Here is a 13,979-nt window from a genome sequence, read left to right on the forward strand (position 1 = left end):
ATGCCCCGGCTCCGCACTGCCGTGCTGGTCGCCGCGGGTGCACTGGCCGCCCGGCGGGCGCTGCGCCGCCGGATCCAGGCCTCCCCCCTGTGGCCGCTGCCCGCGCTGGAGCACCCGGTCTCCGGACAGGGCCACACCGCGTCCGGGACACGGCAGTTGCGGGTGGTGGAGCGTACGGCGGAGGCCGAGGGCGTGGTCCGGCTGCGCCTGGCGGGCGAGGGGCTGCCGAGCTGGGAGCCCGGGGCGCACCTCGATCTGGTGCTGCCCTCGGGGGCCGTACGCCAGTACTCCCTGTGCGGCGACCCCGCGACGCCCGGCTCGTACACCATCGCCGCCCGGCTGATCGAGGACGGCCGCGGCGGCTCGCGCGAGGTGCACGAGCGGCTGCACGAGGGGACGCTCGTCGGCGTCCGTGGCCCCCGCAACCGCTTCCCCCTCCGGGACGGCCCCGCCTACCTCTTCCTCGCGGGCGGCATCGGCATCACCCCCCTCCTGCCGATGGTGCGGCAGGCCGAGCGGGCCGGGGTGCCGTGGCGGCTGCTGTACTGCGGGCGGTCGCGCGCCTCGATGCCGTTCCTGGTGGAGCTCCGGCAGCTTGCGGGCCCCGGCGACGGCCGGCTGACGGTGGTCGCCGAGGACGAGGACGGACGCCCCGACCTGGCGGCGGCACTCGCCGGTGCGCCACCGGGCGCGGCCGTCTACTGCTGCGGCCCCGAGCCGCTCATGGACGCGGTCGCCGCCCTGCTGCCCGCCGTGACCGAGGGACTGACCCTGCACACCGAGCGGTTCACGGCGGCCACCCCCGTCCCGGCCGCCGGGAACGCGCCGTTCGAGGTCGAGCTGCGGCGCACCGGCCGTACGGTCACGGTGCCCGCGGACAGCAGCGCGCTGCGGGCCATCCGCGACCAGGCACTGCCCGATCTGCCGTACTCCTGCGAGCGGGGATTCTGCGGTACCTGCCAACAACGGGTGCTCTCCGGAGAGGTGGACCACCGCGATGACCTGCTGACGGACGCCGAACGCACGGACTCCCTGCTGGTCTGCGTCTCCCGGGCGCGCGGTGGACGTCTTGTGCTCGATCTGTGATGAGACCGGCGATTCCGCGCCGCGCCCCAGGTCGTTAGGGTGGCCGCATGACGACCGGGACACGGCGAAGAATGGGCGTCGAGGAGCGGCGTGAGCAGCTGATCGCTGTCGCGCTGGACCTCTTCAGCCACCGTTCCCCGGAAGAGGTGTCGATCGACGAGGTCGCCGAGGCGGCCGGTATCTCCCGGCCGCTCGTCTACCACTACTTCCCCGGCAAACAGCAGCTGTACGAGGCCGCGCTGCGCCGGGCCGCCGAGGAACTCACCGCCCGTTTCGTGGAGCCGCACGAAGGCCCGCTCGGCGCCCGGCTGTTGCGGGTCATGGAGCGCTTCTTCGACTTCGTGGCCGAGCACGGCCCCGGCTTCTCGGCCCTGATGCGCGGCGGCCCGGCGATCGGCTCCACCCGCACCGGCGCGATGATCGACGGCGTCCGCCAGGCCGCCTACGAACAGATCCTGGCCCACCTCGGCATCCCCGACCCCGCCCCGCGCCTGGAGTTGGTGGTCCGCTCCTGGGTCTCCCTCGCCGAGACCACCGCACTCCTGTGGCTGGACGGCCGCCGCGTACCGCGCGCCGAACTGGAACGCCAGCTCGTCCACGATTTCGCTGCGCTGGCGGCGGTGAGCGCGGCGTACGACGGCCAGATGGCCGTTGTGGTCCGCCGCGTATTGGCTGATGAGCCGGAGGACGGGATGTTTGCGGATCTTGTGGCTCGGCTTGGACGCATTGCGTAGCGCTGCGCTTTGCCTTCGGCCCACGTTTTTGGCTTTCCCGCCGTGTGGGACCTCGCCGTTGCGCCTGCGGCGGGCGGGTGGTTGTCGGGTGCGGTGACGGACCTCCGGGGCCTGGTGTGTGGACTGCTTCGCTTTACGTCCACACACCAGACCCCTCCGGCCCGTCCCCTCCCGTTGAGGGAGGGAGTAACGGTGGGTGGGGGCGCGCCACTCATCACCAGTTCACTGCGACCGACAAGGCGCACCGGACCACCTACGGGCACCCCCACCGGCCTTCTTTTCCCCACCCCCCAACGGGAGGGGACGGGCCGGAGGGGTAGGGGTGTGGGACATAAAGCGAAGCAGTCCCACACCCCTACCCCGGAGGCCCGTCACCGCACCCCGACAGCCCCGCGCAGCGGACCCCGCCCGCCGCAGGCGCAATGGGGAAGGAAGGATCACCCCCATGAACGAGATCACCTTCAGGCTCGCCGCCGGCACCGGCACCGGCTCCCGTGGCGACGACGACCTCACGGCCCTGGTCGAGCTGTACGACAGGGCCGCCCGCTGGATGCAGGAGGCCGGGATCGACCAGTGGAAGCCCGGGGACAAGGACGAGGAACACTTCCGGCTGCGGCAGAAGGACGGCGAGGTCTGGCTCGCGGCGGTCGCCGGGCGGCGGGTGGGTGCGTTCGAGCTGTGGTGGCAGGACGAGCCCGCGTGGGGGCCGCAGCCGCCGGAGGCGGGCTATGTGCACCGGCTGATGGTGGACCGCCGGCACGCCCCGCCCGGGACGGGGCGTGCGCTGCTGGCGCACGCCGAGCGGCGGATAGCGGGGGCGGGGCGGCCGTGGGCCCGGCTGGACTGCGTCTCCCGCAACCCGCGGCTGCGCACCTATTACGAGGGTGCCGGTTACACCGTCGTCGGGGAGCACTCCAAGGAGGGCGACGGCGGCAGCCGGTACGCCGTCACCCTGCTGGAAAAGCGGCTGGGCGCCTGAGGCGCCCCTAGATCCTTGAGCCCGATCCGATATGTGGAGGGAAGAGTGGCTGAGTCCCGGGGCAATGCTGCCCGGCCCGGGCCGCTGCCCAGCGGCCGGCACCACCTCAGCCGTGAGCAGGTGGTGACGTCGCAGCGGCTGCGCATGCTGATCGCCACCGCCGAGGCAATGAAGGACAAGGGGTACGTGGGGACCTCGGTTGCCGAGATCATCCGGCGCGCCGGGGTGTCGCGGGAGACGTTCTACCAGCAGTTCCGCTCCAAGGAGGACTGCTTCGTCCAGGCCCTGGACGCGGCCACGAAGCAGCTGGCGGGCCTGCTGGAGGCCGCTCGGCAGTCGGCGGCGGGCTCTCCGGAGGCAACCCGGCCGGCGCCCCCGGAGGAAACCTTCCGCCGACTGCTGCACCTCTATCTGCGGACCCTCACCGAACAGTCCGCCTTTGCCCGGCTGTTCCTCGTCGAGGTGTACGCCGCCGGGCCCGAGGCGATGGCCATCCGCATGGAGTGGCAACGATGGTTTGCCAACGCCATCGCTGAGATCTTCCACGTGGGAGACGAGGGCGGTGCGGACGAGCGGATCTTCGCCTGCGAAGCCCTGGTCGCGGCCGCCGCGCAGCTGGTGACGGCGCACCTGGTCGCGGACGACCTGACGGACCTGCGCAGACTGGAGGATCCGCTCGTCCGGCTTGCGGTACGCCTCCTTGGCTGAACGGCTAGGGGAGCCAGCGGAAGCGCGCCAGTTGGCCCTGTAGGCCGGCGGGCAGCAGCGGCCTGAGCATCGTGCGGTATCCGGCCACCTGGTGCCGGGCCGCGGTGCGGTCGCTGTGGAACAGTTCGTTGGGCGTCTTGCCCGGGATCTGTAGCCCGGGGCCGCAGAGCGTGACCTTCGGCGCCTGACGGTGGAGCTGGTCGCCGCCGCCCGAGACGGCGTGCGGATCGATGTCGTAACCGTGGTCGCCGGTGAAGTAGCCGACCACGCCGTTGGCGAAGCACGCCAGGTTCGTGATCAGGTTCTCGGAGTGGCAGATGCCGTCGTTGGTGTTGCAGATCTCCTTGACCGTCAGGTCGCCGAAGCCGCGCGGCCCCTTCATGGTCATGCCCGGCAGGATCGTCGGCAGGTTCGTTTCGATGCCGCCCGGGCCGCCGTCCACACCGGGCCGCCGGGGATCGCCGTAGAGCACGCCGTTGATCTGGTCGTGCGGGACGGCGTCGCTGCTGGAGAGGGCGGCCAGCTCATCACCGGCGACGATCGCGCCCTGCGAGTAGCCTGCGATGGTCACGTGACTGGCGGAGCATGCGCCGTGGAAGGTCTTCACCGCCGCGTCGAGCGTGGCGATGCCCTCGGCCACGGAGTCGTCCAGTGTCTTGGGGTCGCCGGGGTAGGGAGCGATGGACGCCGAGTAGTGGATTTTGGTGAACGAAACCCCTTCGGGGAGCGCGGCGTTGCTGCGGTCGTAGACCGTGGCATCGCCATCGAGGTGACCCCCGACCTCGAAGATCATCGTGTTCGGGCAGTCGGCCCGGGTCCGCGCCTGTGGGGCGGCCGCGACGGCTTGCGGTGCGCTCAGCCCCAGGACGGGCAGCGCGACAAGTATCGCGAGTAACGATCGGGTCCTTCGCATGTGCACCTCGTCTCGAATCGGCTTGGGGGGAACGGGAGTTCCGCCCCCGTGCGACGCCAAAGGTAGCGTCGAGAGAGGTTCCGCGAACAGAGGTGTTCGTGAAAGTCTGGCCGCGGCCGGTTCGGCCGGAGGGCTGGGGCCGTCAATCAGCTCCGGCGCGTATCACTAACGGACCGGGGGCCCGCGTGCCGCATCTCGCGGGGGCACACCCCGAAGCGCTGCCGGAATGCGGTGCTGAGCGCGCTGGAGGAGGAGAAGCCCGACGCGTACGCCAGCTCGGTGATCGTCATATGCCGGTACGCGGGTGCCCGCAGCCGGTCCCGTACCAACCGCAGCCGCTCCTCGCGGATCAGCTCGCGGGGGGTCGTCCCGGCATGCTGAAGGGCCAACTGCACCTGGCGCAGCGACCAGCCCAGCGCCTCTGCCATGGAGGCACCGGTCATGTCGGGGTCGGCCGCGTGCTCGCGGATGTACCGGCGGACCACCGTCTCCACCTCGGCCAGATGGCCCGGTGCGGTGGGGCGGTCGTCGCCCGCGACGAGCATGCACAGCAACTCGACCAACCGGTCCGACACCGCGTCGAACTGGCCGCTGGTGAGGGTGTCACGCTCCTCATGCAGGCCGGTCAGCATGCCGCCCACCACCCGCCCCAGGCCGGAGGTCAGGTCGAGGCCCGTAGCGAGCGGCGACGACCGGTTCAACCGCCCGTTCACCTCCTGAGCGGGGATCGACATGATGAACGCCCGCATGGAGTCGTCTTGGAGGATCTCGAACGGTGCGGCGAACGTGAGCAGACACCCGGCCTCCGGCACCAGCCGTAGCTCCTGGTCGTCCTGCCGCAGCACCAGCTCTCCGGCGACCGGTAGCAGCAAGCGGTAGTCCTCGTCCGGCTCGTGCCGCACCTGGCCCGCGGTCCGGGTGTACTTGATCGTGTCCGACCACCACTGGACGAGCTGATAGGTGTCGGTGCACTGCCGGATCGTGCCCGCATGAAAGTCGTCGGTGTGCGGGTACCTATAGCTCATCCGGCTTTGATACGACGTCACGCGCTCGGCCCAGAGATCGGTGCGCTCATGCGACGCCACGTCCCGGGTTGTCCACGAATCCACAACGTAGGTTCCCAAGGCCATCGAAGACACCCTTCACCGCGGCCTTCTCACAGCGTGCACCGCCGGAGTCGGTTCTCGCGCTCACGGACTGAGCCCCCCGGGTGGTGCCGCGAATTCTAGTGAAGGGCGGTGCGGTCCGGGCAGCGCGCGCCATGGGCGGATCGATGCGTGCAGGTGTGCGCTGACCTCACTGTTGCGCACTGTGACAATTTCCTTACGCGCGCGGGCAATTCCGGCGGGCGATCCAGTCCTACGATCGGTCACCGGATCCGCTGTGCGCCAGGGCAAGGCGGGTCCCCGCCGGCTGAGGTGCGACGGGTCCCGCAACCGCCCCACCTGGTGGACGAACCCGTGGGCCTTGTCCAGAGACCCAAGTACTTGACCGAGGACCAAGATGGCAAGTGACAAGCTGATCCAGAACCTGCGTGAGCAGCACAGGACATCCCGTGCCGTCCCGAGCGGTCCAGTGGCCCGTAGAGCCTGGGGACTGACGATGGCGGTAGGGGTTGCGGGCGCAAGCGTGGGAGTGTTCGGAGCCGGACCCGCAGCCGCGGACCCGTTATCGCTCGAACTGCGGTACACCTGCTCGGTTCTGGCGGCCCACGACCGGCCGGCCACGGTGAAGATCGACTCGGATGTCCCGACGTCGGCTGCGGTCGCCAGGCCCACCCCGAAATTCGTCATCCGTGCGGCGGTGCCGGTGAAGGCGGCTGACACGAAAGGGCTGCGCAGGGCCGGCATCAAGACCATCCAGGGCACCGTGGAAGCGAAGGTCCGGGTGACAGCGCCCGAGGGCGACACCAACCTCAGAGTGCCGTTCCACGTGGCCAGGACCCACGTCCCGGAGTCCGGACCGTTCTTGGTCAAGGCGACCGGCGCCGCGCCGAGCCGCACCTTCAGCCAACCGGGCAGGGCGAAAATCACCATCGGTGACCTCACCGTGCACGTCACCGCGAGCGGCGTCATGACGGTCAAGCTCGATGTGCCGTGCAAACTGGATCCCCGGCAACACCACGTCGTGGCATCGCTCGGCATCACCGGGAAGGGAACGACGGCCGGCCCGGACCCGTCCGGGACGGCTGAGACGGCCACCTCCGGCACCACCGGGTCGCAGAGCCCGGGCGGAGGTGGGAGGGCGGGCGCGACCACGGAAGGCCCGGCTGGCCCCTCCGCCAACCTGGCGACGACCGGCAGCCAGGGCACCACGCGTCTGATCGCGCTGGCTGCGGGAACTGTTGTCCTGGGCACCATGGCCGTGGCCGCCGCCTTCCGCTTCCGCTCACGCAGCAGGTGACCAGGGCGAACCCTGCCACGGCACGTCACACGCGGTGGGGATGGCTGGCGCTGACGGTGGTGACCGTGGGGGTGGCGGTCACCATGGCCGCCCGCGCGGGAACCGGGGAGGTGGACCCGGGCGGGTTGGCGGTCGGGCTGGTCAGCCTGATGCTGGCGGTAGCGGGCCTGCACCAGGCGACGCTCTCCCAGGCCTGGCAGGACACCGACACCGCCGGACTCGCCGACCGACTCGCCGTCGACGTCAGGAAGCGCGAGGAGGAAGTCCGCCAGAGACTCCTCGGCGGCAGCGACCGCACCATCAACGTCGAGTTCACCTTCCTGCCCTCCCCCGCCCACCACGGCACCGGCGCAGCACCCCACGGCACGTTGCAAGAAGTCGCCACCTACTACCAGGCCCTCCGGCCCGGCCGTCTCGTCATCACCGGCGTACCCGGAGCCGGCAAAACCGTGCTCGCCCTCCACCTCATACTGCTTCTTCTCGCCGACCGCGCGCTGGGCGGCCCCGTTCCCGTACGCCTGTCGTTGTCCACCTTCGACCCCGACCGGAACACGCTCGACGACTGGCTCGCCGACCATCTCACCCGTACCTACCGGCTGCGCCCCACCGCAGCGGCCGCCCTGGTCGCCGCCCGGCTGATCCTCCCCGTGCTCGACGGGCTCGACGAAATGGACGCCGGTGAGACTCCCGGGCGCGCCTCCCGCGCCGCAGCCGCTTTGGAGGCCATGAACCGCTACGTCCATGGCACCACCAAGGGCCAGCTCGTCCTCACCTGCCGCAGCACCCCCTACGCCGCTCTCGAAGGTGCCGATATGTGGGCAGAGGACGCCTCCCGTATCGACATCGCCCCCGTCAGCCTGGCCGCGACCGAGGCGTTCGTCACCGCTCGCGCCCGCAAGCCGGCCCGCTGGGAACCCGTCCTGAACGCACTCCACGCCGCCCCGGCCGGTCCACTGGCCCGGGGCCTGTCCACACCCTGGCGGCTGACCCTGGCCCTCGCCGTTTACGACGCTCGTCACCGCGACGGTAGCTGGGCCCGTGACCCCGTGGATCTCCTCGAGCCCACCCTCCGGAGCCCCGAGCAGATCCGGGACCACCTGCTGAATCTGTTCATCCTTGCCGCTTCCTCCACAGGCGCCACGACAGCGCCCTACACCCGGCTCCAGGTACGCACCTGGCTGACGGTCCTCGCCGGCTACCTGCACGCCAACACCACCAGCGCCCGCGATGTGGCCGGACGGCGTCTCTCGGGCACCGACCTCGTACTCCATGAACTGTGGCCGCTCACCGGCCACCACCGCGCCCGCACCGTCCACGTCCTGCTGACCCTCGTGCTGTGGGCCACCGCTGACCTGCCTGCCGCCCTGCTCGATGACTGGAAGGTGTACGCAGGGAACGTGACACTCATGGTGGTGGGCAGTCTGCTCACCGGAATCCCGCCGTGGCCCATGCCGTCCCGGCTGGAACGAGTCACTGCCAAAACCCCTGCGGGAAGGCAACAGCTCGTGAACGGGCTGGTGGGTGGGCTCTTCTGGGGCGGGCTCGTCGTCGTGGTCGACATGGGGAATGTCGTCGGGCCGGTGATCGGGCTCGGCTACGGATTGCTGGTAGGGCTCGCCGGTGGAGCGATGGTGGGAGCCGGACTGGCGGGCGTGCTCTCGGACGCACCCGAAGAGCGCAGGTCGCACGGAAACGCGTCGCCGCGCGGCATGGTGCGGGACGACCTCGTGACCGGGTTCGCGACCGGCCTCGTGGTCGGGCTCGGGTTCGTCCCTTTCTATTGGTTCGCCCTGGGCCCCGTATTTGCGCTCGGGGCCGTACTCATCTACATGCTGCTGTTCGGTCTCGGCGGCGGGCGTGCGCTCGCGCTCCTCTACAACCGCCTGTTCAGATGCGGCTACCGGGGCGCACTCGACGCGCTGTTCAGGCCCTGGCGTGCGTTCGGCCCCCTGTTCAGGACCGGCGCCGGACCGGCCCTCGGCGCCGCAGGTGTCCGCTACACGGCTTTCCTGCTCTGCACCCGCCGCTGGTGGTCCAGCCAACCACTGCCCTGGCGCCTCGGCCGTTTCCTCGACTGGTGCTGCGACGCGGGTCTGACGCGCACCGCCGGGAACGCCTACCAGTTCCGCCACCGCGAGCTCCAGGACTTCCTCACCCGCGGCCCCATCCACCACGCCCCGCCGCACCAGTCGGCTTCTACTGACCCCGGCGGAAGACCGCCACCGTGCGTCCCGGGACCGTGAAGGTGCCCGAGGCGGGTGCGTAGGACGCGGTGGCGGTGGTGCGGTCGGCGCCGTGGGCCTGGACGGGGTGCAGGGCGTAGCGCTCGCCCGCGAGGTCGTGGACGGTCTGGTGCTGCCGGTCCGGGGTGGCGTTGAGGACGACGACGAGGTCGCCGAGGCGCATGGTGAGGACGCCGGGGGTCTCGTCCTTGCCGGAGAGCGGGAAGGACAGCGCGGACTGGACGCGGGCGGTGGTGGACAGGCCGAAGGCCGGTTCCGTGGCGTGGATACGGAGCAGGTCGCGGTAGGCGGCGGAGGCGCCGCGGATGGTGGCACAGTCGGGCCGGAGCGCGGGGTCGGCCAGTAGGGGCCGGGCGTAGGGCCACTTGTCCTTGTTGTCGGCGGCCGGGGGCAGACCGCGGCCGAAGCCGTTGCCGTCGGCGCAGTTCCAGTGCAGGGCGTTGAACCAGTCGCCGCTGTCGAAGGAGTTGCGGTCCAGGGACTTGGAGCGCAGGAGGTCGGAGCCGGCCTGGGAGAGTGCGGGTCCTTGGGAGAGGGCCGCGGTGGCGAGGGCCAGGACCTGCGTCCGGGCGCGGTCGGCGGGGCCGGTGTGCGGCGGGAGTTTGTAGGCGAGGGCGTCGTAGAGGGTTTCGTTGTCGTGGGCGTCGGCGTAGGCGAGCGCGTCACCGGGGGCGGCGGCGTACCCGGCGGGGGCGCCGTTGTAGTCGACCTGGGAGCCCTTGACACGGTGGCCGGTGGTGTCGGTGAAGGTGTAGTCGGCGAGGTTGCCGGTGAGGCCGACCTTGAGGAGGTCCTGGTAGTGGAGGAGCCGGGCGCGCTGCTCGGCCGGAGTGCCGTTCTCCTTCGATGAGTTGGGGTCGGTGTACAGGCCCGAGGCGAAGCCCTGGATGCGGGGGTCGGCGTCGAAGGGGCCGCCGCCGCGCACCGCGTCCCGGGCGCGGTCGTTGAAGGTGGCGATGCCGGTGCCGGCCATGTTCCGCTGGGTGGCCTGGACGAAGCGGGCGTCGTTCGCGGCCTCGCCGAAGTTCCAGCCCTCGCCGTAGAGGACGATCTTCTTGCCGTCGACGCCGTCCTTCTGCGGGGTCAGCGCGTCGAGGGCCTTCCTGACGGCGAGGATGTTGGCCTTCGGGTGGTGGCCCATGAGGTCGAACCGGAAGCCGTCGACCTTGTACTCCCTGGCCCAGGTGACGACCGAGTCGACGACGAGCTTGCCCATCATGGTGTGCTCGGGCGCGGTCCCGGAGCAGCAGGTGGAGGTGGCCACCCCGCCGTCGTCGAGCAGCCGCTGGTAGTAGCCGGGAACGATGCGGTCCAGTACGGAGCGCGAATCCTGGCCGCTCGCGGCGGTGTGGTTGTAGACGACGTCCATGACGGTACGCAGCCCGGCGCCGTTCAGCCCCTGGACCATCCGCCGGAACTCCACGGTCCGGGCCGTCCCGCCCGGGTCGGACGCGTAGGACCCCTCCGGGACGGTGTAGTGCAGCGGGTCGTAACCCCAGTTGTAGGCGTCGCGGCCGCCGGTCTTGGTCACGCAGTCCTGCTGGCGGTCGGAGTCGGGGGCGTACGAGGTGAGGTCGCAGCCGGGACGGGCCTGGTCGGCGCGCCGCTCGGGTGCGGTGGCGAAGTCGAAGGCGGGCAGCAGATGGACGTAGGAGGTGCCGGACCGGGCGAGGGAACGCAGGTGCCGCATCCCGTCCGAGCGCCGGTCGGTGAAGGCGAGGTACTGCCCCGGGTGGCGGGAGGTCCGGTCCTCGACGGAGAAGTCCCGGACGTGCAGCTCCTGGATGCGGGCCCGGCGCAGCGGCACCGCGGCGGGCTTCGCCAGCCGTGCCCAGCCGTCCGGGGCGAGCCGCGGATCGTCGAGGTCGGTGACGAGACTGCGGGCCGAATCGGCGGTCAGGGCGGTGGAGTAGGGGTCGGTGACCTTGTTGGTGACGGTCTTGCCGACGGTGGGCGCGAAGACCGTGACCAGGTAGCGGTACGGCTTCCCGGCCCAGTCCCGCTGCCCCTGGACGCGCCAGACGCCGCTGCGGTCATCGCGTCGCATCGGGACCGTACGGCCGTCGAGTTCCAGGGCGACCGTGCGGGCGGTGGGCGCCCAGACGGAGAGCGTGGGCCGGCCGTGGCGGAACACCGGCCCCAGCGCGGCCTGTTGGGCCCGGCTGCCGTAGAGGTCATCCAGAACGCCGGGTATCTGGACGCCGGTGGTCAGGCTCCGACCGTCCGCCGCGTGCTGGGTGGCGACGATCCGTCCGCGCAGCACCGTGCGGGCCAGGCCGCGGTCGCGGGGGTGGACGGTGAAGGCCGGGTAGCCCGTCAGATGGGGGAAGGCGTTGCGCTCGGCCGGGGTCAGGGTGCCGGGCGCGAGCCGGATGCGCCGCCCGGCCGCGCCGGGCCCGTCCGGCCCGAACTCCAGCTGGGCCGCGGCGCGTTCGGCGCCCTTCCAGACCACGGTGTCGCGGTCGATCCACTGGGCCAGGGCCTGGCCCGGGCCGGACGGCGCCGCCTGGGCCGGCTGCTGCGGGGAGGAGACGAGCAGGGTCGCCGCGCCGAGGGTCAGGGCGAGGGCGGCGGCCAGACGTCGGGCGGACCGGCGTGGGGTGGAGGACATGAGTCATGGTTGTAGCCGCGACGATTCAGTGTTGCAAGACCTTACGCAAGACATTGCAAGGGTGTTACGTTCCTTCCCGTAACAGCCGGTCCGGACGGCCGGAGGCCCGTCTCAACGGGCCCTACGCGCCCGGCCGTCCGGACCGGCACCCAGCCCATGTGGGGCGGGCGGAGATCGCTCAGCTCGCCAGGATCAGCGAAAGAGGCAACTACTTCCGCGCACCCAGTCGTCGTAGGTGCGCAGCGGGCGGCCCATGATGTCCCGCACGGACGGCCGCTGACCGAGTGTCCACTACATGAGTTCGGCAAAGCAGGCGTCGTACTGCGCGGACTTACCGGGTCGGGTGCACGTCCACGAACTGGTAGTCGCTCTGGATGAGGCCGTCCGGGCCGAGAACGATGAACTCCGTGCCGACGGCCGCAACATCCCCACCGCCGGCGGGCACCATGTGCCAGGTCATGCGCAGTGAACCGTGGTTCACCTGGTAGTCGCGCACCGTGAAGGCGAATCCCTTCTCGACGAAGTCCTTATACGCCTGGTGAATGGCCTGCTGGATCTGGTCGCGGCCGCGGTACTCATCGGTCACGTTGGCGTAATAGCCATCGCTCGCCCAGAGCTCGCCCACGGCCTTCCTACGGCGGTCGGCATCCACCTCGTTCCACACGGCGGTGTAGCGGTCCACGATGTCGGCGATATTGCTCACGGCACTTCCTTTCCCCGAGGAACTGGTGTCTGGCATCCGGCACACACCCGAAACGTCGGATGGTGTCGCCCGGAAGACTCCCGATCCTCACGGCCCGGCCTGGGGGCCGTCGATTACCTGGGAGGTAATCGGTCGCCGGGCACCTGCCCTGTGGTCAATCGCGCAGCCCCGACAACCACTCGCCACTGGCCGATTTCGACCACGGTGCCGGCGGACCGCGCGGCGCTTCCGGGGCGGGGTGGAACGGACATCTGCCGCACCACCCCGTTACCGTCGCACCGGCGGGCAACGGCGAAGAACGGACGTCGCCTGCCGCCTTTCCGCAGCAGGCGGTGCCAGCGGCGTCGAACCCTCCAGCGGGAGCCGAGCCACAGAGACGTCTCAGGTCCAAGTTCGGGCACCGCTACAGGTCCAGTTCAGCTCGCACGATCTTGCCGACCCGGGGCCGGTCGAGGACCGTCCAGGAGGTGGCGAGCGCGGCCACGAGGAACAGGCCGCGGCCGGTTTCGGAGTCGGGCGGAGGGGGCGCGAGCGTGCCGGGTTGCGGCGGGCGCTTCTCGGTACGAGTGTCGGCGACCTCGATGCGGAGGGTCGTGGGGCGGACGGCGTCGATACCGGCGTGCGCGTAGGACAGCGTCGCGAGGCGCAATTCGAAGTCCCGGCCGGGCACCCGGCCGTGCGTCACGCAGGCTCCCGCCGCCGGAGTTCATCGAACGGGCCGAGCGAGTCCTGGACGCCTTCGGGGTGCTGCGGGCGATGGCGACGCAGCTGGCGCGGCAGCCGGGATTAGCCGCGTGGTTCCGGCAGTGGGCCAAGCTGGAGGAGCAGGCGATCAGCCTGTACACATACGAATGCCGGTTGGTACCAGGGCTGTTGCAGACCGAGGCGTACGCGCGGGAGCTGTTCGAGCACCGCATTCCACTGCTGACCGACAAGGAGACCGAGACGCAGGTGACCGCCCGACTGGACCGGCAGAAGCTGCTGCGGGACCGGCCGAACACAGCCTTCAGCTTCATCGTCGACGAGCATGTCTTTCTGCGGCGGACGGGCGGCGTGGACGTCTTCCGGGAACTCCTCGACTATGTACTGGAGAGCACGAGGCTCCGGAACGTCGAGCTGCAACTCGTGCCGCTGGCGAGGGGAGTTCATGCGGGGATGGACGGGCCGATGCGGCTGCTGGAGACCCCGAGCAACCGGTGGTACGCCTACTCCGAGGGGCAGGAATCCGGCCTCCTCATTTCTGACGCGAAGACCATCAGCACACTGCACATGCGCTATGCGAAACTGCGTTCGCAGGCCCTCACCCCCGAGGACTCCCGGAGCCTGCTGACGCAGATGCGAGGAGCGCTATGAAGACCACCGAACTGGCCTGGTTCAAGAGCAGCTACAGCGGCAGCTCCGGCGACGACTGCGTGGAAGTCGCCCTCTCCTGGTACAAGTCCAGCTACAGCGGCGACTCCGGCGACGACTGCGTCGAGATCGCCACCTGCCCCGCCACCGTCCACATCCGCGACTCCAAGGACAAGGCGGGCCCTTCGCTCGCGGTGCCCGCCGAGGCCTGGGCGGCGTTCGTCGGGTACACCCTCGAACTGGCCTGAC

The 13,979-nt window shown here is 70.7% G+C and carries 12 protein-coding genes and 1 pseudogene; 8 read left to right on the top strand and 5 right to left on the bottom strand.

All coding sequences use genetic code 11. From position 1 onward, the window contains the following. The 4 genes from QT196_RS11565 to QT196_RS11580 all read left to right on the top strand — a co-directional run bounded on the left by QT196_RS11565 (position 1) and on the right by QT196_RS11580 (position 3,507). The gene (locus QT196_RS11565) at positions 1-1,086 is read left to right on the top strand and encodes a PDR/VanB family oxidoreductase (protein WP_290354844.1); all 1,086 of its coding nucleotides are present in this window, start codon (positions 1-3) and stop codon (positions 1,084-1,086) included. Positions 1,087-1,133: 47 nt separating this feature from the next. Then, on the top strand, positions 1,134-1,820 hold the full coding sequence (locus QT196_RS11570; RefSeq protein ID WP_266730511.1) for a TetR/AcrR family transcriptional regulator: 687 nt from the start codon (positions 1,134-1,136) through the stop codon (positions 1,818-1,820). Positions 1,821-2,265: 445 nt separating this feature from the next. Further along, positions 2,266-2,799, top strand: coding sequence for a GNAT family N-acetyltransferase (locus QT196_RS11575; protein ID WP_290354845.1), 534 nt, complete (start codon positions 2,266-2,268; stop codon positions 2,797-2,799). 45 nt (positions 2,800-2,844) lie between these two features. Beyond that, positions 2,845-3,507 (top strand): TetR/AcrR family transcriptional regulator, encoded by a 663-nt coding sequence (locus QT196_RS11580; RefSeq protein ID WP_290354846.1) that lies wholly within the window; start codon positions 2,845-2,847, stop codon positions 3,505-3,507. A 4-nt stretch (positions 3,508-3,511) separates the two neighbouring features. Here QT196_RS11580 and QT196_RS11585 read toward each other — a convergent pair whose 3' ends face one another. Continuing rightward, positions 3,512-4,420, bottom strand: coding sequence for a PE-PPE domain-containing protein (locus QT196_RS11585; RefSeq protein ID WP_168478789.1), 909 nt, complete (start codon positions 4,418-4,420; stop codon positions 3,512-3,514). Positions 4,421-4,566: 146 nt separating this feature from the next. Continuing rightward, positions 4,567-5,445 (bottom strand): helix-turn-helix domain-containing protein, encoded by an 879-nt coding sequence (locus QT196_RS11590; protein WP_348772220.1) that lies wholly within the window; start codon positions 5,443-5,445, stop codon positions 4,567-4,569. A gap of 478 nt (positions 5,446-5,923) precedes the next feature. Between QT196_RS11590 and QT196_RS11595 the strand changes: the two genes are divergently transcribed. Both QT196_RS11595 and QT196_RS11600 read left to right on the top strand, forming a co-directional pair. After that, positions 5,924-6,823: a DUF6801 domain-containing protein gene (locus QT196_RS11595; RefSeq protein ID WP_290354847.1), complete on the top strand. Its 900-nt coding sequence runs from the start codon at positions 5,924-5,926 to the stop codon at positions 6,821-6,823. A gap of 65 nt (positions 6,824-6,888) precedes the next feature. Further along, positions 6,889-9,066 carry an NACHT domain-containing protein gene (locus QT196_RS11600; RefSeq protein WP_290354848.1) on the top strand — a complete coding sequence of 726 codons (2,178 nt, stop codon included), beginning with the start codon at positions 6,889-6,891 and terminating at the stop codon, positions 9,064-9,066. Here the strand turns inward: QT196_RS11600 and pulA are convergent. The 3 genes from pulA to QT196_RS11615 form a co-directional block, all read right to left on the bottom strand. Further along, positions 9,020-11,677 (bottom strand): pullulanase-type alpha-1,6-glucosidase, encoded by a 2,658-nt coding sequence (pulA, locus tag QT196_RS11605; RefSeq protein WP_356948464.1) that lies wholly within the window; start codon positions 11,675-11,677, stop codon positions 9,020-9,022. The two genes, QT196_RS11600 and pulA, sit on opposite strands and share 47 nt — an antisense overlap. 331 nt (positions 11,678-12,008) lie before the next feature. Continuing rightward, complete coding sequence (locus tag QT196_RS11610; protein ID WP_168478794.1) at positions 12,009-12,380, bottom strand: nuclear transport factor 2 family protein; 372 nt, start codon at positions 12,378-12,380, stop codon at positions 12,009-12,011. Positions 12,381-12,783: 403 nt separating this feature from the next. Further along, the gene (locus tag QT196_RS11615; protein WP_356948509.1) at positions 12,784-13,065 is read right to left on the bottom strand and encodes an ATP-binding protein; all 282 of its coding nucleotides are present in this window, start codon (positions 13,063-13,065) and stop codon (positions 12,784-12,786) included. Here QT196_RS11615 and QT196_RS11620 point away from each other — a divergent pair. Further along, positions 13,065-13,733: pseudogene (locus QT196_RS11620) on the top strand (DUF5753 domain-containing protein); the annotation flags it as partial. The gene QT196_RS11615 and the pseudogene QT196_RS11620 sit on opposite strands and share 1 nt — an antisense overlap. After that, the gene (locus tag QT196_RS11625; RefSeq protein ID WP_290354849.1) at positions 13,730-13,978 is read left to right on the top strand and encodes a DUF397 domain-containing protein; all 249 of its coding nucleotides are present in this window, start codon (positions 13,730-13,732) and stop codon (positions 13,976-13,978) included. The pseudogene QT196_RS11620 and the gene QT196_RS11625, both read left to right, overlap by 4 nt. Position 13,979: the final 1 nt, after the last annotated feature.

This window comes from Streptomyces sp. P9-2B-2 (assembly GCF_030406865.1).
Taxonomy (GTDB): domain Bacteria; phylum Actinomycetota; class Actinomycetes; order Streptomycetales; family Streptomycetaceae; genus Streptomyces; species Streptomyces platensis.